18 protein-coding genes and 1 pseudogene are annotated in these 18,375 nt (G+C 53.0%); 2 read left to right on the top strand and 17 right to left on the bottom strand.

What is annotated here, in order from left to right:
- Positions 1–94 precede the first annotated feature (94 nt).
- Positions 95–637 (top strand): hypothetical protein, encoded by a 543-nt coding sequence (locus LG323_RS07480; RefSeq protein ID WP_404420075.1) that lies wholly within the window; start codon positions 95–97, stop codon positions 635–637.
- Here LG323_RS07480 and LG323_RS07475 read toward each other — a convergent pair.
- The 16 genes and pseudogenes from LG323_RS07475 to selD form a co-directional block, all read right to left on the bottom strand.
- On the bottom strand, positions 634–1,458 hold the full coding sequence (locus LG323_RS07475; protein ID WP_404420074.1) for a DUF3943 domain-containing protein: 825 nt from the start codon (positions 1,456–1,458) through the stop codon (positions 634–636). The two genes, LG323_RS07480 and LG323_RS07475, sit on opposite strands and share 4 nt — an antisense overlap.
- Before the next feature lie 516 nt (positions 1,459–1,974).
- Positions 1,975–2,970, bottom strand: coding sequence for an RNA polymerase sigma factor RpoS (rpoS, locus tag LG323_RS07470; protein ID WP_404420073.1), 996 nt, complete (start codon positions 2,968–2,970; stop codon positions 1,975–1,977).
- Between the two features lie 123 nt (positions 2,971–3,093).
- On the bottom strand, positions 3,094–4,002 hold the full coding sequence (locus tag LG323_RS07465) for a DUF368 domain-containing protein (protein ID WP_404420072.1): 909 nt from the start codon (positions 4,000–4,002) through the stop codon (positions 3,094–3,096).
- Entirely contained in the window at positions 4,002–4,673 is a 672-nt protein-coding gene (locus tag LG323_RS07460; protein WP_404420071.1) for a protein-L-isoaspartate(D-aspartate) O-methyltransferase, read from the bottom strand. The genes LG323_RS07465 and LG323_RS07460 overlap by 1 nt, the downstream gene beginning before the upstream one ends.
- Complete coding sequence (surE, locus tag LG323_RS07455; protein ID WP_404420070.1) at positions 4,652–5,416, bottom strand: 5'/3'-nucleotidase SurE; 765 nt, start codon at positions 5,414–5,416, stop codon at positions 4,652–4,654. Before surE ends, LG323_RS07460 begins: the two co-directional genes overlap by 22 nt.
- A complete protein-coding gene (truD, locus tag LG323_RS07450) occupies positions 5,404–6,522 on the bottom strand; it encodes a tRNA pseudouridine(13) synthase TruD (RefSeq protein ID WP_404420069.1) in 1,119 nt (372 codons plus the stop codon). Before truD ends, surE begins: the two co-directional genes overlap by 13 nt.
- Positions 6,519–6,992 (bottom strand): 2-C-methyl-D-erythritol 2,4-cyclodiphosphate synthase, encoded by a 474-nt coding sequence (ispF, locus tag LG323_RS07445; RefSeq protein ID WP_404420121.1) that lies wholly within the window; start codon positions 6,990–6,992, stop codon positions 6,519–6,521. Before ispF ends, truD begins: the two co-directional genes overlap by 4 nt.
- 75 nt (positions 6,993–7,067) lie before the next feature.
- Positions 7,068–7,655 (bottom strand): annotated as a pseudogene (locus LG323_RS07440) (2-C-methyl-D-erythritol 4-phosphate cytidylyltransferase); the annotation flags it as partial.
- A gap of 56 nt (positions 7,656–7,711) precedes the next feature.
- Entirely contained in the window at positions 7,712–8,032 is a 321-nt protein-coding gene (gene ftsB / locus LG323_RS07435; RefSeq protein WP_404420068.1) for a cell division protein FtsB, read from the bottom strand.
- A 33-nt stretch (positions 8,033–8,065) separates the two neighbouring features.
- Complete coding sequence (locus tag LG323_RS07430; protein WP_404420067.1) at positions 8,066–9,472, bottom strand: HipA domain-containing protein; 1,407 nt, start codon at positions 9,470–9,472, stop codon at positions 8,066–8,068.
- A complete protein-coding gene (locus LG323_RS07425; protein ID WP_404420066.1) occupies positions 9,469–9,798 on the bottom strand; it encodes a transcriptional regulator in 330 nt (109 codons plus the stop codon). The genes LG323_RS07430 and LG323_RS07425 overlap by 4 nt, the downstream gene beginning before the upstream one ends.
- 160 nt (positions 9,799–9,958) lie before the next feature.
- Positions 9,959–11,251, bottom strand: coding sequence for a phosphopyruvate hydratase (gene eno / locus LG323_RS07420; protein ID WP_404420065.1), 1,293 nt, complete (start codon positions 11,249–11,251; stop codon positions 9,959–9,961).
- A gap of 39 nt (positions 11,252–11,290) precedes the next feature.
- Positions 11,291–12,145: a 3-deoxy-8-phosphooctulonate synthase gene (gene kdsA / locus LG323_RS07415; RefSeq protein WP_404420064.1), complete on the bottom strand. Its 855-nt coding sequence runs from the start codon at positions 12,143–12,145 to the stop codon at positions 11,291–11,293.
- Positions 12,142–13,800 (bottom strand): CTP synthase, encoded by a 1,659-nt coding sequence (locus LG323_RS07410; protein WP_404420063.1) that lies wholly within the window; start codon positions 13,798–13,800, stop codon positions 12,142–12,144. The genes kdsA and LG323_RS07410 overlap by 4 nt, the downstream gene beginning before the upstream one ends.
- Positions 13,801–13,916: 116 nt before the next feature.
- Positions 13,917–15,014: a tRNA 2-selenouridine(34) synthase MnmH gene (gene mnmH / locus LG323_RS07405; RefSeq protein WP_404420062.1), complete on the bottom strand. Its 1,098-nt coding sequence runs from the start codon at positions 15,012–15,014 to the stop codon at positions 13,917–13,919.
- On the bottom strand, positions 15,014–16,066 hold the full coding sequence (selD, locus tag LG323_RS07400; RefSeq protein ID WP_404420061.1) for a selenide, water dikinase SelD: 1,053 nt from the start codon (positions 16,064–16,066) through the stop codon (positions 15,014–15,016). The genes mnmH and selD overlap by 1 nt, the downstream gene beginning before the upstream one ends.
- Positions 16,067–16,190: 124 nt before the next feature.
- Between selD and LG323_RS07395 the strand changes: the two genes are divergently transcribed.
- Positions 16,191–16,937 carry a YdcF family protein gene (locus tag LG323_RS07395; protein WP_404420060.1) on the top strand — a complete coding sequence of 249 codons (747 nt, stop codon included), beginning with the start codon at positions 16,191–16,193 and terminating at the stop codon, positions 16,935–16,937.
- Between the two features lie 59 nt (positions 16,938–16,996).
- Here the strand turns inward: LG323_RS07395 and LG323_RS07390 are convergent, their stop codons facing one another.
- Positions 16,997–18,310, bottom strand: coding sequence for an ATP-binding protein (locus LG323_RS07390; protein WP_404420059.1), 1,314 nt, complete (start codon positions 18,308–18,310; stop codon positions 16,997–16,999).
- Positions 18,311–18,375 lie beyond the last annotated feature (65 nt).

Raw genomic sequence — 18,375 nt, 5'->3', positions numbered from 1 at the left:
AGGGAGGTTGATTCAGGTCATTTTACCTGATGAAGGGTGAAGCGTCAGGTAAAAAAGGCTAGACTGCCGCGATTGAATCAATGGAAGGTAAAGCATGCAATCAAAATTACTGGCATTGCTTGGCATAACCGTTTGCCTAAGCGCTCAAGCTGAAGCTGACCCTCGGCGTCCCGACCCCTTTGTGGGTATTAGCCTGTCTTTTTCTGAAATCGTTATGGATCAGTTGCCCAGCGACACCAGCTTTGGCAAGGATGTACAGATAGGTGTTATTTACCCGCAGAAAAGAATATATGCTTCTCTTGATTTTCGGGATTGGGATGAGGCGGATACCCGGGTGATTGGTGCCCACTATGATCGCCTTTGGAGTCTGGGAAGGCGTGCAACTGCTTTTGCTGGGGTGCAGGGTGCGCTGGCCGACTTTGATTTAAACGACAAGCATCAAACTGAAGCTCATAAAACGGGGCCAGGTTTGGGTGTTCAGGCTGGGGCCTTCTGGAGGCTGGGAGACAACTGGCAGTTGGAAACCGGAGTTAGGCACACCCGTTTCCAGGTGGAGATTGATAGTCAACTGGTCGAAGGCAACAAGCTGGAAAGCATCAGTGAGGCCTATTTCAGCCTGACTTACCGTTCTAACTAAAATTTGAACTGCAAACGTACGCCAGCCCAACCGGGCTGCGTCGCCTCGCCTGAGTGGTCTACTCTAGCCTGTTGAACAACCAGTTGGCTGTTGGCCTCCTTGATAAAGCCATTTTCTTCCTCCCCCAGCAGGCGATTGATTCCCTTGGAGACGCTGCCAGCCGGATTGAGTAGAAAAAGAGCACTCGAGCCCAGAGCAGGAGAACCCCAGAGCAGTCCATCATTATCGAGAATACGTTGCTCCCAGATATAAAAGCCTTCACCAACAATCGAGCCGATGATGGGAGTGACCAGAAGATCCTGGATTGAGGGAGTCTCTGCAAAAGCCTCCACCCCCATTTCCCACAAAAAGGTGGACATCAAGGCGGAATAACCAAAAGATTCCATGCCGGTCAGACCCTGATTACGGGCCATAACGTAGTAGGCTGCACCGAAATAGGGGTGACCTACAAAATTCAGGGGCCAGTCATCCTTGTCCCAGACCGGGCCTCTTCGATTGTGCCTGATCCAGCGATCACCCAGTTTATCCGGTGTCATTTCACTGCGATCCCAGTTGGAAGCCTCTTCAGGCAGCACATAGATAATCGCCATGATACCCAGTGACATGATGCCCAGATTGCGGGTTTCTCTGGACATACGCTGGAATTTGGAGGCTGGCTGTTTGGCTGGTGTTTCAGGGGTTGCCGGGTCGAGTGCCTGGATTGCCTGGGTGTTCAGGATTTTCTGAACCTCAACCTGAGAGAGTTTGAAGCCTTCAGCGGCTGCCGGAAAGCAAGAGAGGCTGAGAGCTAAAAAAAGTACCCAATGAACACGACGCAGCATGCCAGTAATGCCTGTAACCAAGGAGTGGATGAAAGGGGAGGGATCATAGCACAAAAAAATAAGGGCGGCTGTTGGGAGCCGCCCGGATGTCCATTGACTGTCCTTGTTGACCAATATTCCCTGACTGGTTTCCTTTGGGGTGGTGTTTCCTGGCCTTCCTGGCTGCCAATTAACCGGCCTGGTATTCAGTTCTCCAGAACTGTTCCTGAGTGTTTTCCTGCCAGGTAATCCGTTACCTCCTTTGGCCTCCACTCTTCCTTTCTACCTTTTCCCTGTTATCCAGCTTCCTGCCTCCCTGACAACAACTTCAGGTTAACAGCTTTATCCAGGAAAAAAAGAGGGGTAAAGAAGCGGTGAGAAAAGCGACCGGAAAGAAAAGCTCATAAAAAACAAGCAGTTGAATTTATAGTTTGATTTAGATCAAATTATTTGGGCTAAGATTCTGTCTTTATGCTTCAACAAGGTATGCAAATGCGTACAAAGAAAAGCCGACTGGATGACAGTCGGCTTGGTGATTCAGTGGGAAATAACCGCTTCCAGATCGACTCCTTCACGATCCAGCATTTTTCTCAGCCGTTTCAGGGCTTCCATCTGGATTTGGCGAACCCTTTCACGGGTTAAACCAATTTCCTGACCGACCTCTTCAAGGGTGGTGGCTTCATGGCCTCGCAAACCAAAACGGCGGATGACCACTTCACGTTGCTTTTCACTGAGTTCATCCAGCCAGAGCTCAACGTTGACGCTGATGTCCTGATCCTGAATGGAGTTCAGGGGGTCGGATTCTTCTTCGCTGGCCAGGGTTTCCAACAGGGGTTTGTCTGCATTCTGACCGGCAGGGTAATCAAAAGAAGCATTGCGTTCATTGAGGCCCAGCAATTTTTTGACCAAAGCCACCGGTTTGCCCAGGTGGTCGGCAATTTCTTCCGGGGTTGGCTCATGATCCAGTTTCTGGGAAAGCTCTCTGGCAGTACGCAGGAAGGTGTTGAGTTCTTTGACGACATGAATGGGCAGACGAACGGTTCGGGTCTGATTCATCAGCGCACGCTCAACCGTTTGCCGTATCCACCAGGTGGCGTAGGTGGAAAAACGAAAGCCGCGCTCGGGGTCGAATTTTTCAACCGCCCGGATCAGGCCGAGGTTACCCTCTTCAATCAAATCCAGCAGTGACAACCCACGGTTGTTGTAGCGGCGGGCAATCTTGACGACCAGTCGCAGGTTGCTTTCGATCATACGACAGCGCCCTGCAGGATCTCCTTTACGAGCAAGACGACCGTAGTAGACTTCTTCTTCGGGGGTCAGCAGAGGGGAGGCACCGATTTCATTGAGGTAAAGCTGGGTTGCATCCAGATTTCTGCTGGGGGTGAGGGATTCATTTTCCAGTGCCAGTTCGAAGGCTTCTTCGTCACTGATTTCTGTATCGATTTCCGGATCGTCCAGCTGCAGTTCTTCTTCCTTGGCATCCAGTAAAAGTTCTTCAGTTTCCAATACTTGTTTTTTATTCAAGTCTGTCATCACCCTGCTCCTTTTTCTCATCGAAGCTAAAGATTAGCTTCAAGGGTCAGTTCTACTCCCATGGTGTGTCAAGAGTATTACCTGAAAAGCAGCAATTAATATGCCATTTAAGGTATGGCTTATTTAGTCCTTATGCGGAGCCATATAAATCACCAACAGCCAGCCAATCAGGGTAAAGGCTGTGACAGATATCAGGTTGGAGGGTTCCCCAGTAATCTGGAAATACTCCCAGGGCGGTAACACTTGTGTGTCTAAAGGGATCACCTTGTCATTTTCACCGATTCGATAACGGGTCAGCATTTGCCAGGGCCAGATGTGTTTCAGGGAAGCAATGACAAACCCCAGCAAAGCTGCAAAAGTGGCGGCTCGGTAGTGATCAAACAACCAGCCTAAAACATGGGAAAAAACCAGTAAGCCGGAAACAGCACCACCCACAAAAGGCAGTAGAAAAACAAAATGCAGGTTTTTGATGGCCTCGACAAAAGGTGCATAAAGCCCCATGACCAGCAATAAAAAACTACCGGAAATACCCGGCAGAATCATGGCACAGATGGAAATCATCCCGGCGAAAAAGAAAGTGGTGCCGGTAATATTGCCCATGCTGGGTAACAATAAGCTGATAAAACTGGCAAAAAGTGCCCCCAGCCCCATAAAAAACAGATGGGCCAAAGTCCAGCGGGTAATCTGCCGTGAAATAACAAGGGCAGAACCCGTCACCAGGCCAAAGAAAAAACCATCCAATTGATAGGGATAGGTAGTTAGAAGCCAGCTGATCAGGTGGGAGAGCAATACCAGGGTGGTCAGCACCCCCCCCAGAAGACTGGCCAAAAAGAAGCCATCAATGCTTTGCCAGACTCCCTTCAGACCCTGCTGTTTCCAGGTGCTGTAAAGTCGCCAGTCAAAGCTGCGCAGGGCATTGATCAGGCGTTCATAAATGCCGGTGATAAAAGCAATGGTGCCACCGGAAATACCGGGAACCAGATCAGCTGCACCCATGGCCATGCCACGAATAAAGATTTGCCAAGCGCGCATTAACGGGCTCCGGGAAGTAGGGGGACAAAGCGAACTGGTTCCATATCCTGACGAACCAGTTTTCCATCTTTCTTATCCAGCACACACAGGGTTTGCACCTCATCGCCCAGGGGCAGGATCAGGCGACCTCCTTCATTCAGCTGTTCAGTCAGCTCATAAGGGATGTCTTTTGGTGCTGCGGTGACCAGGATGCCATCAAACGGGGCATGGGAAGTCAGCCCCAACTGCCCATCACCATGACTGACCTGGGCATTTTTCAGGCCCAGATTTTTCAGACGTTGACGGGCTTTTTCAAGCAGGGGCTCCAGCCGCTCAATGCTGTGAACTTCAGGTATCAGGCAGGCCAGCAGAGCGCATTGAAATCCTGAGCCGGTGCCTATTTCCAGCACCTTTTGCGGTTTAACCTCCAGCAGCAGCTCCGTCATGCGCGCGACAATATAGGGTTGGCTCAAAGTCTGACCCAGCCCTATGGGCAGAGCCGTATCCTCATAAGCACGATGAGCCAGGGCTTCATCCACGAAGAGGTGCCTGGGCAGTCGGCGCAAAGCTTCCAGAACATGGGGATGGCTGATGCCCGACTGGGCCAGGCGATCCACCATGCGGTTGCGAGTGCGCTGGGATGTAAAACCGATTCCCTGAAGCTCTGGAGTTAATTGCAGGAGTTCAACCATGCTTGCACCTGATCAAGGCTTTCGTGACGGGTCATATCAAACTGTAGCGGAGTAATGGAAACATAGCCTTCGCTGATGGCATGAAAGTCCGTGCCCGGTCCTGCTTCCAGCGCATCACCGGGTGGTGCAATCCAGTAGTGCTTCTGTCCGGCAGGGTTCAGAACTTCAACGGGTTTTTCACCTCGGCCACGATGGCCCAGGCGGGTGATTTTGTAGCCCTTCAAGGCAAAGGCGGGCACATCCGGGATATTGATGTTCAAGAGACTGCGAGCCGGTAGTTTCAAGGCTTCAGGGTTGTGTAGAAAAACCTGTACCAGCTTGCGCACCACCTGAGCGGCTGTGGCCAAATTGTTGCTGCCCGCCAGAGAAAAAGCCAGGGCTGGCAAACCAAGAAAACGACCTTCGGTGGCTGCTGCCACGGTGCCAGAATAAAGCACATCATCACCCAGATTCGCCCCATGATTGATGCCGGATAAAACCAGATTCGGCTGCTCACCAAACAAACCGCCCACCGCCAGATGCACACAATCGGTGGGAGTGCCATCCACCGACCAGAAACCATTGCTGAGCTGTTGGGGTTTCAGGGGTCTGTCCAGCGTCAGAGAGTTGCTGGCACCACTGCGATTGCGATCCGGTGCCACCACCTGGATTTCACCCAGATCTTTAACGGCATCGGCCAGGGTGGCCAGACCTTCGGCATGAACCCCGTCATCATTGGATAAAAGTAGTTTTATTGGCTGCATTTCAGTAGCTTACCATAATCTGATTGCTGGGCATCCTGAGCCTTGACGATTTCCCGCAAAAGGCTGGTGGCAAAACTTCCGGCAGGCAGATAAAAGCCCAGGGTCAACCAGGGAGCCTCCCATACAAAGCCGGTTTGTTCCGGCACCAGGCGCTGGCTGCGTCTTTCCTGATGCAGCCCCTGATTGGCCAGAAGCTCAACCAGCTCTTGCCAGGGGGTGAAAAAATCCTGTTCGCGCTCCAGCGCCTGATCGGCCACTTCAGGGCGACCTTGCCCGGCTAGCGGTCCGGTGGGGTGAAGATCCAGTTGATCCACTCTTGTCTGAATCGCTTCAAGCACCTCTTCCGGGCCTGCGGAAAAACGGCTGCGACTGGCTGCCAGATTAAAGCAACCACCTTGCAGCGCCTGATTCCAGTCACCTTTTGCGATGGCTTCCGCCAGCCACAGATTAAACAGGGCACTGCGCAGGCTGGAGAGCCAAAGGCTTTTGTCCTGACGCCGGGCTTTGCGTCGTTTGCCCGTGGCCGTTAGCCATTGCAGGGCACGGTTAATGTTCTGTCCGCCCTGCCCAAAACGCTGGGGACCGAAATAATTGGGTACCCCTTTTTCTTGCAGCAGCTTCCAGCGTTCTTCCAGCCAGTCGCCGGTAGAAGCATCCGCCTGATCAATCCGAATGCGTAAACGAAAATGATTGCCGCGATGCACACCGCGTTTGAGCTTTTTGGAATGACGAACGGCCTTTAGAACCTGCCAGTGATCACTGTTGAGCTGGCTAAGCTCCGGGTCGGCCTGGCCGGGAAGATGTAGGGAAAACCACTGGCGCGTGACGGCATGGCGATCCTTCAGGCCGGAAAAGCTGACATTTTTTGCCGGAATATCGGCTCGGCGGGCCAGCTCTTCGGCCAGAAAACCGGTATTGGTGCCGGTTTTTTCCACCCACAAAAACAAGTGCTCACCCTCTCCATCTGGCTCAAACCCGAGTTCCTCTTCAACCTGAAAATCCTCGGGGGAGCAGCGATACAGACCTTTCCAAGGCGAGGCAGGCCAGGCTCTGGGCAGTTCAGAACCAGCTGCCTTGCGTAATTCTGTCAGTTGTTCATCCTTCATGATTTTTCCAACAGCACAACAGCCTGAGCGGCAATGCCTTCCTTGCGCCCGGTGAAGCCCAGTTTTTCCGTGGTGGTGGCCTTGATGTTGAGGTTGTCTACAGAGGTTTGCAGGTCTTCGGCGAGTTTTTCCAACATGGCAGGTAAATGAGAGGCCATTTTCGGAGCCTGGGCAATCAGGGTCATATCCGCATTGACCAGACGGTAGCCTTTTGCGTTGACCGCCTGCATCACCTGGCGCAGCAACTCACGACTGTCGGTACCGGCATAAGCCGGGTCATCATCGGGGAAGTGGTGGCCGATATCCCCCAGTGCACAAGCCCCCAGCAGAGCATCACAGAGGGCATGAATCAGTACATCGCCATCGGAATGGGCAACCAATCCCTGCTCATAAGGAATTTTCACGCCACCCAGAATGACATGATCACCGGGGCCGAATTTATGAACATCAAAACCCTGACCGATACGCATGGTGGCTTGATCCTTTTTGAGAAGTTTTTCTGCCAGCGGCAAGTCTTCGGGCAGAGTGACTTTCAGATTATTACGACTGCCGGCCACCAGCTGTGGTTGATAACCGGCGACTTCCAGGGCTGAAGCTTCATCGGTGATTGCCAGTCCCTGACTTAAAGCAGATTCCAGCGCCTGCTTCAGAAGGCCAAAACGAAACATCTGGGGTGTCAACGCATGCCAGAGTTGTTTGCGCTCCACAGTTTCGATCACTCTCTGATCAGCATTGCTGCGTTTCATGGTATCGGCCACCGGGGCTGCCAGCAGACCCCCGCAGGGTGAGTCCTGAAGATGATCCCAGAGTTGCTGCAAATCCTGCCGGGAAACACAGGGGCGGGCGACATCATGCACCAGCACCCAGTCATCTGCCTGCGCCTGGTTGCTCAACAGCTCCAGCCCGGCCAGCACCGAATCAGCTCTTTCCGTGCCGCCGATACAGGTCAGCAGCTTAAGATCCGGGTGGTTTTGTTTCAGATCCTGCTCAACTTCCGGCCACCAGCGATCTTCAGGATGCAACGGCAGAATCAGCGTGGCTTGTGGAAAGGCCTGATGAATCACTCCCAGCGTCACTTCCAACAGGGTTTTACCCGCCAGAGGCAGATACTGCTTGGGTAAGTCGGCTCCCATGCGTTGACCGATTCCGGCAGCGGGCAGCAAGCACCAGAGTTGAGGGGGTCGGGAAGTCATTGTGGATTTTCCTGGTTTTCCGATAACTGAAACTGCTGGGGTGGCTCCCCGATCAACCAGATAAAGGTTTCTTCTTCACCAATCATGCCCAGATCAAAACGTGCACGTTCCTCCACCGCATCCATACTGCCCTTCAAATCGCCCACCTCGGCATCCAGACGCTGATTACGTTTGCTCAGAAACTGGTTTTCCTCTTCCTGATTGGCCACCTGGGTTTGTAGCTGGCGCAACTCCAACAGACCATTCTCACCCCACCAGAGACGGTATTGGGTGATGGCCAGAAGCACAACAAGAAAAGCAGTCAGCAGTTTAATCATGGGGCTGCATTATACGCCTTAATGACTGGATGGCTATTCCTGCAACTGACGAAGCCAGTCCTGGATACGCTGATCGAGGGTATCCAGAGAAAGTCTGGGCAACTTCAAAAATTTGGCAGGTACACCTCTGGTCAGCAAGCGCTGATAAAGCCCTGTTGAGGCCTCCAATGTGGAAATCAGGGTTTTGCGAAAGGTTTCGGCATGACCGAGTTCTTTTTGCTCCAGGTGCTCGGGTAAAAGGTGCCAGTGGAAGCTTCCACCTTGCTCAATTGATGATTCCCACTTGATCGTGCGATGAATGCTGCTTTCATCGGCGGCCATCGGAGCAAAGTCATAAATCGGTGCCAACTGGATTCCCCTGCTGGTCTTGAGAACCGAGGTGTTGCGCCCATGGTTATCTGTGTTGCCGAAAAGCACGCTGAGCAGATCACGCTTGACCCATTCGTTCGCCAGTTCCTCAAATTCCTCGACAAAATCTTCAGGGCGATTGTCATAAAGTATTTTTAACCCCTGTAAAACCTCTTCATGTCGAATAGCATTTCTTAAACCAAGAGCTGCATTGATGGATTCAACTCCGAGTAACTGCCAGCTATCATTTGTAGAGTGAAACTGGCGGTCAAAACGGGGCAGCCAAAGGGTCGGCTGTGTTTTCTTGTCTTCCAGTAGATGCATCTGGGTAACATCCAGTGTATTCACTCCCAAATCAGCCAGTTCCTGATAATAGGCAAACTCGGTTTTCAGAATCTCAATGTCTCGTTGAGTTGGTCGTGCATTGCCTTCCTGGCGACGCGGAAATTTCACCAGATAGAAAAGATCGGGGTTTTCAATGTTCGGGTGAGGATCAACCCAGACCGTCTTTTGACCACGATCCATACGCAGCAGAATTTTGGGTGCCTCTCCACCAGCCCCCGACCCGCCACTGATCATCATGCCTCTCTGGCTGGCATGGGTTACAAAGTCATCCATACGCTGGGAAGCCTGCAGCCAACTGAAACTCTCGGTTGGTTGGCTATCAAACTGGCCCGATTCAAAAGCCTCGCGGATACGCAAATTGCCAATCGGTGCTATGGCTCCCCTTTGCAGCATCCAGGCCGCCACCTGGTAATCAGGGAAGCCCTGCAGCCCCAGAAAATCTTTCCAGTATCTCTGCGCAGCTCCCGTTGGAATCAAATCCATCAGGAAAGTAGGCCACTGCTTAAAATGATAAGAAGTCGCATATTCCAGGGGCGTTTGTATCCAGGGAGCAGGCAAACCTCTGCATCCCCAGTTCTCCAGAGCTGTTTCCGTGGTCGCAAAGTCATCCAGATAGTGAACTTCAACCGCCCCGGCAGGCCCGCGCTCTGGATCGTCCAGTTTCAGCTTCATGCAATCCTGCCAGCCCGATGAGGGTAGATGGAGTTGCAGAGTCAGCTCTTTTAATAACTGGGTTTTACCGTTCATGGGGCTTTCTCCTGCAGCAGCTCACGCAAAGTCTTTCGGTCAGGAAGTGGGGCAATGAAAAACTTCATGCCTAGAGGACGAAAAGCTCGCTGAACGGACTGGAATGCCACACCATCGAAGTCATCATTTTCAATAAGTACCAGGGTTCGACGACTGATTTTCACCAACCTGGCGTATTTTTCCTGGGTGAGCCCAAAGAAAGTACGGCGCAGAGTTTTCAGTAGCTTGCCGGTACTGAGCTGTTCTTGATAATGCTGCTGCAAAAGCTCAGCCAGAGCTGCGTCTCTTTCTTCGGGCGAAAAAGCGGTTCGTTTCAACTCGGGCACAGGGTGACTCCACTGACAATATATTGAGCAGGATACTGCACTTTTCAGTAGAGGTGAAGGTGTGATGTGCAGAATACTGCACTTTATTTAAGGTGAAGCGCTCAGATACAAAAAAGCCACCTCGAAAGGTGGCTTTCATAATTACATGATCAAGTAGGTATTACTGCCCCTTGATGGCTTTCAGGCCGGGGTAGGGGGCCTTGCTGCCGAGAAGCTCTTCGATGACCAGCAGGCGGTTGTATTTGGCAACACGATCCGAGCGGCACAGGGAGCCGGTTTTGATCTGGCCTGCTGTGGTGCCCACGGCCAGGTCGGCAATGGTGGTGTCTTCGGTTTCGCCGGAGCGGTGGGAGATGACCGCTGTGTAACCGGCTTCCTTGGCCATTTTGATGGCTTCCAGGGTTTCGGTCAGGGAGCCGATCTGGTTGAACTTGATCAGGATGGAGTTGCCCACACCCTTTTCGATGCCTTCTTTCAGGATTTTGGTGTTGGTGACGAAGAGGTCATCACCCACCAGTTGAACCTTGCTGCCCAGTTTTTCAGTCTGGTATTTCCAGCCATCCCAGTCGGACTCATCCTGACCGTCTTCAATGGAAACAATCGGGTAGTCTTCGCACAGCTTGGCCAGGTAGTCGCTGAAGCCTTCGGAAGAAAACTTCTGGCCTTCACCGGCCATATCATACTGACCATCTTTATAGAATTCGGTGGAAGCACAATCCAGCGCCAGGGTGATGTCCTTGCCCAGTTCATAACCGGCAGCCGCCACGGCCTGCTTGATCACCGCCAGAGCATCAGCATTGGAAGCCAGGTTGGGAGCAAAACCACCCTCGTCGCCCACGGAGGTGCTCAGGCCCTTGTCTTTCAGAACTTTTTTTAGGGCGTGGAAGATCTCGGCACCGGCACGCAGGGCTTCGGCAAAAGTGGGTGCGGAAACCGGCTGCACCATGAATTCCTGAATATCAACGTTATTGTCGGCATGTTCGCCACCGTTGAGGATGTTCATCATGGGTACAGGCATGGAAAACTGACCGGCCGTGCCGTTGATGTCCGCAATGTGTTCAAACAGCTCAACACCCTTGGCGGCAGCAGCGGCCTTGGCGTTGGCCAGAGACACAGCCAGAATGGCATTGGCACCCAGCTTGGCCTTGTTATCCGTGCCGTCCAGATCCAGCATGATTTTGTCGATGGCTTGCTGGTCAGTGGCATCCTGACCCAGCAGGGCATCACGAATCGCACCATTCACGTTAGCCACAGCCTTAAGGACACCTTTACCGAGATAACGGCTCTTGTCGCCATCACGCAGTTCCAAAGCTTCACGTGAGCCGGTGGAAGCACCGGAAGGGGCACAGGCACTGCCCTTGAAGCCACCTTCCAGGGTGACATCGGCCATCACGGTGGGGTTGCCGCGTGAATCCAGTACTTCGCGTCCTTTAATCTCGATAATCTTAGCCATGAATGGAAGTCTCCAGGTTCTTTGTCAGTTATTAAGGTTTTAATCGATATCTAATGCAGGCAGGGATTTAACCAGATCATCCACGGCCTTCATTTGTTGTAAGAAGGGTTCCAGCTTGTCCAGCGGCAGGGCCGAGGGGCCATCACACTTGGCCTGGTTGGGTTCGGGATGGGCTTCCAGAAACAGCCCGGCAATGCCCTGGCTGATACCGGCACGGCCCAGTTCCGGCGTCAGTTGGCGACGCCCACCACTGGCAGCCCCTGTGGGGTCGCGCATCTGCAGCGCATGGGTGACATCAAAAATCAGCGGGGCGTTGTTGCTGACTTTTTTCATGACATCAAAACCCAGCATATCCACAACCAGATTGTCATAGCCAAAGCAGCTGCCGCGCTCGCAGAGCAGGATTTGATCATTGCCGCACTCGGCAAATTTTTCCACCAGATTGCCCACCTGACCGGGTGACATGAACTGGGGCTTTTTAACATTGATTGGCTTGCTGGTTGCCGCCATAGCCTTGACCAGATCCGTCTGACGCGCCAGAAATGCAGGCAGTTGCAGAATATCCAGCACCTCGGCAGCCGCAGCAGCCTGGTCGATCTCATGGATATCACTGATCACCGGAACCTGAAAGGTGTCCTTGATTTCCTGCAGCAGCTTCAGGCCTTCATCCAGACCGGGACCGCGAAAGGAGTGAATCGAGGAGCGATTGGCCTTGTCAAAACTGGCCTTGAAGACATAGGGAATGCCCAGCTTCTGGGTCACTTCCACATAATGCTCGGCAATCTTTAAGGCCAGATCGCGGGATTCCAGCACATTCATCCCGCCCAGAAGTACAAAGGGGCGATCATTGGCCAGAGTCAGATCGGCAACCTGAATGGCTTGCTGGTTGTTCATACCGGAGTTCCACCTGAGGCATTTTGTTTGCGCAGGGCTTTTTGATCCAGAGCGGCATTGATAAAGCCGGTAAACAGAGGATGACCATCACGCGGGGTGGAAGTGAATTCCGGGTGGAACTGGCAGGCGACAAACCAGGGGTGATCGGGCAGCTCAACCATTTCCACCAGCGCCTTGTCAGCACTGCGACCGGAAACCACCAAACCGGCTTTTTCCAGCTCACCGATAAACTGGTTGTTGACTTCATAACGGTGGCGGTGGCGCTCGACAATATTTTCCGCGGCATAGGTTGCTCTGGCTTTGGTGCCTTCTTCCAGATGACAAACCTGACCGCCCAGGCGCATGGTACCGCCCAGATCCGAGTTGGTATCGCGGGTTTCTATCTTGCCTTCGGGGGTCAGCCATTCAGTGATCAGGCCAACGACCGGGTGCTGGGTATCCAGGGTGAATTCAGTGGAATTGGCATCCTCCCAACCGGCGACATGACGGGCAAACTCAATCACCGCTACCTGCATACCCAGGCAAATGCCCAGGTAAGGAATCTTGTTTTCGCGGGCAAACTGAGCGGTCAAAATCTTGCCTTCCACACCGCGCTCACCAAAGCCACCGGGAATCAGAATGGCATCCTTTTCGGCCAGACGATCCGTGCCCTTGCGTTCAATTTCTTCGGAGTCGATGTAATCAATTTCCACCTTGGTGCGGGTGTGAATACCGGCATGAATGATGGATTCGATCAGGGATTTATAAGCATCCAGCAGCTCCATGTACTTGCCGACCATGGCAATCTTCACGGTTTTCTGCGGATTCAGCTTGCCATCCACCACCTGCACCCATTCGGAGAGATCTGCTGGCGGGCAATCCAGATTGAACTTGGCGGTCACGATTTCATCCAGACCCTGCTCATGCAGCATGGAAGGAATGCGATAAATCGTGTCAGCATCCGGCAGGGAAATAACTGCGTTTTCATCAACATTGGTGAAGAGGGCAATCTTGCGCAGCTCGTTGGCTTCAATTTCCACATCCGAACGGCAGATCAGGATGTCCGGCTGAATACCGATGGAACGCAGCTCTTTCACTGAATGCTGGGTGGGTTTGGTTTTGGTTTCACCGGCGGTCTTGATGTAGGGCACCAGGGTGAGATGCATAAACAAGGCGTTCTGGGAGCCCACCTTAACGCGCAACTGGCGAATGGCTTCCAGAAAAGGCAGAGACTCAATATCACCGACCGTACCGCCCACTTCCACCAGGGCCACATCAAAGCCTTCGGCACCTTCCACCACCCGGCGCTGAATTTCATCGGTGATATGCGGAACCACCTGCACCGTACCACCCAGGTAATCACCGCGGCGCTCCTTGCGCAGAACACTTTCGTAGACACGCCCGGTGGTGAAGTTGTTTTTCTGGGTCATGCGTGAACGGATAAAACGCTCATAATGCCCCAGATCCAGATCGGTTTCGGCACCATCCTCGGTGACAAACACCTCACCATGCTGGAAAGGGCTCATGGTGCCGGGGTCCACGTTGATATAAGGGTCCAGCTTCATGATCGTGACCTTCAAGCCACGTGCTTCCAGAATAGCTGCCAAAGAAGCCGAGGCGATGCCCTTGCCCAGGGAAGAAACCACACCACCAGTCACGAAAATGTAACGCGTCATGAACACCGTCCAAAAATAGATCAGCATCAGCCCTTGCAGGCCGACAAAAGGTACAGGGAGGAAAAGTTTTAGATGGGAGCGCAGTCTACCAGAAGCCGGAAGAATTCCAAAGGTTTTCACCCCGGATACTGCTGGCGGATAAAATCCTCCACGGCCTGGGCTTCTCCCCGAAAGACAAGGCGCCCCTGCTTTTGCTTTTCATGGTGGTGGTACATGGGGTCATAGTATTCTTCCAGCAGTGTGGTGATCCATTGCCGGTGTTGATCCAGGCTGGCGGAAAAATCCCCGCAGGCCAAAGCTTCCTGTAGTATCCGGCTCAGGCGCTGGTGGCGCTCCCCGCCCAGGCGTTTGCGAATGCGATCCATCGCCGCCTGCAGATGTTGCGCAAAGGCGGCATGCCCTGCTTCCAAACCTTGCTGGTCGAGAAATTCACCGCGCAGGTCAATCACATAATCCTTGAGAATCCGCTCCACTCTTTCGGCAAAAGGGGCATCCAGAACCACCAGTGGGCTGACTTCCATCTTGCGAATCAGGCTCTGCGGCAGGGCCAGTCGCCCGATGGTCTGATTTTCATCCTCCACCACCAGTTGCGAGTGACCGGCATGGCGCTGGTGCAAAAGATCCACCGCCAGAGCATTTTCAAAATTAATCGGTGTAGGTTGCGGGTGGGCATGACGACCAAAACTGGAACCGCGATGCTGGGCATGACCTTCCAGATCCACGGCATGATTCAGGCGCATCAGCAGCTCGGTTTTGCCGGTGCCGGTCATGCCACTGACCAGAAGCAGCGAACAATCCGCCATGGCCTGATCAGTGGTATCAATCAGAAAACGTCGCAGCGCCTTGTAGCCTCCGGCAATGCGCGGATACTTCACCCCGGCCTCGGCCATCCACTGCTGAACCAACTGCGAACGCAGGCCACCGCGAAAACAGAAAAGATAACCTTCCGGGTGACGGTGGGCAAAATCCACCCAGGCGGCAACCCGCTGTTCCTTGATCTTGCCGTGAACCAGCTCATGCCCCAGACGAATCGCCGCTTCCTGACCCTTCTGCTTGTAACAGGTGCCCACGGCGGCCCTTTCCTCATCCAGCATCAGCGGCAGGTTTTCAGCAGTGGGGAAACTGCCCAGATCAAACTCCACAGGGGCACGGGTATCCATCAGAGGTGCGCCGGACAGCAAAATTTCGCGATAGTGATCAACCAGTTCCGGCATCAGACGACCTCAACCGCCAGAGTACCGGCGGCTTGCATTGCACCGATGGGCTCCAGATTGAGATTGAGGCGCGAAGCCAACTGCTGCAATTCATCTTCTGCCTCGGGCGCTATAGCCAGCAATAAACCACCGCTGGTCTGGGGGTCGCAGAAAAGCTGGCGCTGCAAGTCATCCATCGGGGCGAGGCGGTGACCATAGCTGTCAAAATTGCGCCCGGTTCCGCCGGGAACACAGCCCTGTTGCAGGTAGTCTTCAACCGGCTCCAGGCGGGGAACAGCCGTAGCCTTGAGGTGAGCCGTCAAGCCACTGCCATCGGCCATTTCCACCAGGTGGCCCATCAAGCCAAAACCGGTGACATCCGTCATGGCATGAACGCCTTCCAGTTTGGCAAATTCCAGACCCGGCGTATTGAGCTGACACATCAGATCCCGCGCAAGATTTTTATGCTCCGGCTTCAGCTTGCCCTGCTTTTCAGCCGTGGTGAGAATGCCAATCCCCAGCGGCTTGGTCAGATACAGGCGATCTCCTTCACGGGCGGTATCATTGCGCTTCATGAACCGTTTTTCCACCAGACCCGTCACTGCCAGGCCAAAAATCGGCTCCGGGGCATCAATGGAATGACCACCGGCCAGAGCTATGCCCGCAGCATCACAAACATGCCGTGCACCTGCCACCACTTCCCCGGCGACTTCAGCAGGCAAAAGATCCACCGGCCAACCCAGAATGGCAATCGCCATTAGCGGCCTGGCCCCCATGGCATAGATATCACTGATGGCATTGGTTGCAGCAATCCGCCCGAAATCAAAAGGATCATCAACAATGGGCATGAAAAAATCCGTGGTCGACACCACACCCTGCTCATCATTCAAGGCAAAAACTGCGGCATCATCACGGGAATCATTACCCACCCAAAGCCGGGGGTCCGGCAGAGAACGCCCGGCCTTCTCCAGAATCTGGTTGAGAACCCCAGGCGAAATCTTGCAACCACAGCCCGCACCGTGGCTGTATTGGGTCAAGCGATAAACCTGAGAGGGGGAAGCCTGAGAAGACATGCGGATAGCCTCTGAAGAAAAACAGCAAGGGTAGCCGAGAAGCTAAAGAGAAGAAAGAGCCGGGCCATTTGAGAAGCAATGCTAAACTGCCCGGAATCGAAACCCATGAGGTGAGTTTTCTTCCATGATTAATCTGCTGAAATACCTGGTTTTACCACCAACAGGTAACGCTTTGCTGGCGCTGCTGGGGCTTTTACTGATTCTCAGAAAATGGACCAAAACAGGTATAACCCTGGTTCTGGCAGCCCTTTTCAGCCTGATACTGCTTGCCATGCCTGTGGTCAGCCACTGGTTAACCCAGCCTCTGGAAAAGTACCCACCCCTGAGTCTGGAAACTGTGGATCAGCAGCAAGCCATTATTCTGCTGGGTGGTGGGCGTGCTTATTCCGGCAAGGAATACGGCTGGCCGGATGCACCCAGCGAAGCCAGTATCACCCGCCTGACCTATGCCGCCTGGCTGCATCGCAAAACTGGATTGCCGTTGCTGTTGACCGGTGGAAGCAAACATGGCGAAGAACTCAGTGAAGCCCAACTGATGCAGCAACTGCTGGAAGAAAGCTATGGCATAAAAGCCCAATGGCTGGAAGAACAAAGCCATAACACCCATGAAAACGCCCTTTTCAGTGCCGAACTTCTGCAAGAACAGGACCTGGACCAGGTGATTCTGGTCAGCCACGCCTGGCACCTGGCCAGAGCCGTTCCTGCTTTTGAACGCCAGGGACTGGAAATTCTGCCTGCACCCCTGCAGTTTTCCACCCCTCCCACCTCAGGACTGATCGGCTGGATACCCCGCGCCTACCACCTGAATAAAAGCAGTCAGGCATTGCATGAATACCTGGGGAGAGTGGTTTACAGCTTTTCTGCCAAGTAACACCCAGCTCGAACCGCCGCGCGGCTCCTGCTTGTATCCCTCTCCGATTGGGCAACGGTTTACGAAGAGCTTTGTAAAAGCGGATCGGGGAGGCTCATCACAAACTGCCAAGCGGGCTGAATATGAATGCGAACACCTTGCTGTTCAATGATCTGCTCTTCATTGAGTGTAACGAGAATACCCGAGTCTGCTTTCAGAAAATGCGCGGCTTTAATCAGCCCTTTAAACTCCCTTTCGCGGGTATCGGGATGGCTGATGTCATAAGCAACCTGGATGGGAATTTGCACGCCTGGCGATGAAAGCAAAAAATCACACTCCTGCACGCCCTTGATAAATTGCAACTGCGGCTGCTGTCGTCGCAGACTGATCGCGATCAGGTTTTCCAGCAATTTGCCATGATCCTGCTGGTAGCGAAAGCTCAGCTGGGTCAAAAAGCCATTATCAATTACGTAGGCTTTTTTCTCGGCCATCGTCTGGCGCACTATGGAAGGATCGTATCTGCTGGCGATCACCGAAAAATACACGGCTTCACTCATGGCCAAGTAATCATGCAGGGAGTTTTTCCCCACCTTGAAACCCGCAGACTTCATTTCATTATGAATTTTAGCAATCGATAAGGGGCTGGTCACGCTCTCAAGCAAGCGTTTAAGGAAATACTTGAGGGCCGGTATATTGCTTTCCTGGTAGCGCTCAATCAGGTCCCGAAACATCATGACATCGAAATAATCCTGCAGGATTTTCCGGCGGATATCGGCCGATTCAATGTGAACCAGCTCCGGAAAGCCCCCTTGCACCAGATAGCGTTCAAATTGTGCCGCCATCAAGGCCCGCCCTCTTGAGCTGACTGAATCAGGCTCAATCTTCTGAAAGCGTAAGAACTCCATGAAGCTGAGCGGAAACACCTCATAACTCAGGCAGCGCCCGCGCAGCGAAGTGGCAATTTCAGAACTGAGTAACCGGGAGTTGGAGCCGGTCAAGTAAATATGACGGCTGACACTGTCATCAAGGCGTCGGATAAACTTCTCCCAGCCCTCGACCTCCTGAATTTCATCAAAAAAGAAATAGCACTGGCTCAAGTCCTGGTCGGGATAAAGTTCGCGGTAAGCTTGCAAAATCAGATCCAGGTCTTCAGTCCGAAGCCTCAGACGCTCATCCTCAAAGTTCAGGTAAAGAATGCGTTTTGCATCAATGGACTGGCGAAGAGTCTGAATGGCATCCAGCAGCAGGGAAGTTTTGCCGGCCCGACGCATCCCTGTAACCACGACGATTTTTTCAATATCCAGCGGAAGGTCAAGGTCGCGCCTGATTAAAGGGCGGATCGGACTATCATGAAAGTCAGTAATCAGCTGCTTGAAAAGAGATTTGGTATCCATGAGAAACAAAATAGCAGAAACTATCTCTGATAGAAAGATTAACTCCTAATAAAAGTCACTTTCAA

The sequence above is a fragment of the Marinospirillum sp. genome (genome assembly GCF_044810985.1).
In the GTDB taxonomy this organism is placed as follows: domain Bacteria; phylum Pseudomonadota; class Gammaproteobacteria; order Pseudomonadales; family Halomonadaceae; genus Marinospirillum.
This window is presented reverse-complemented; position numbering and strand designations above follow the sequence as displayed.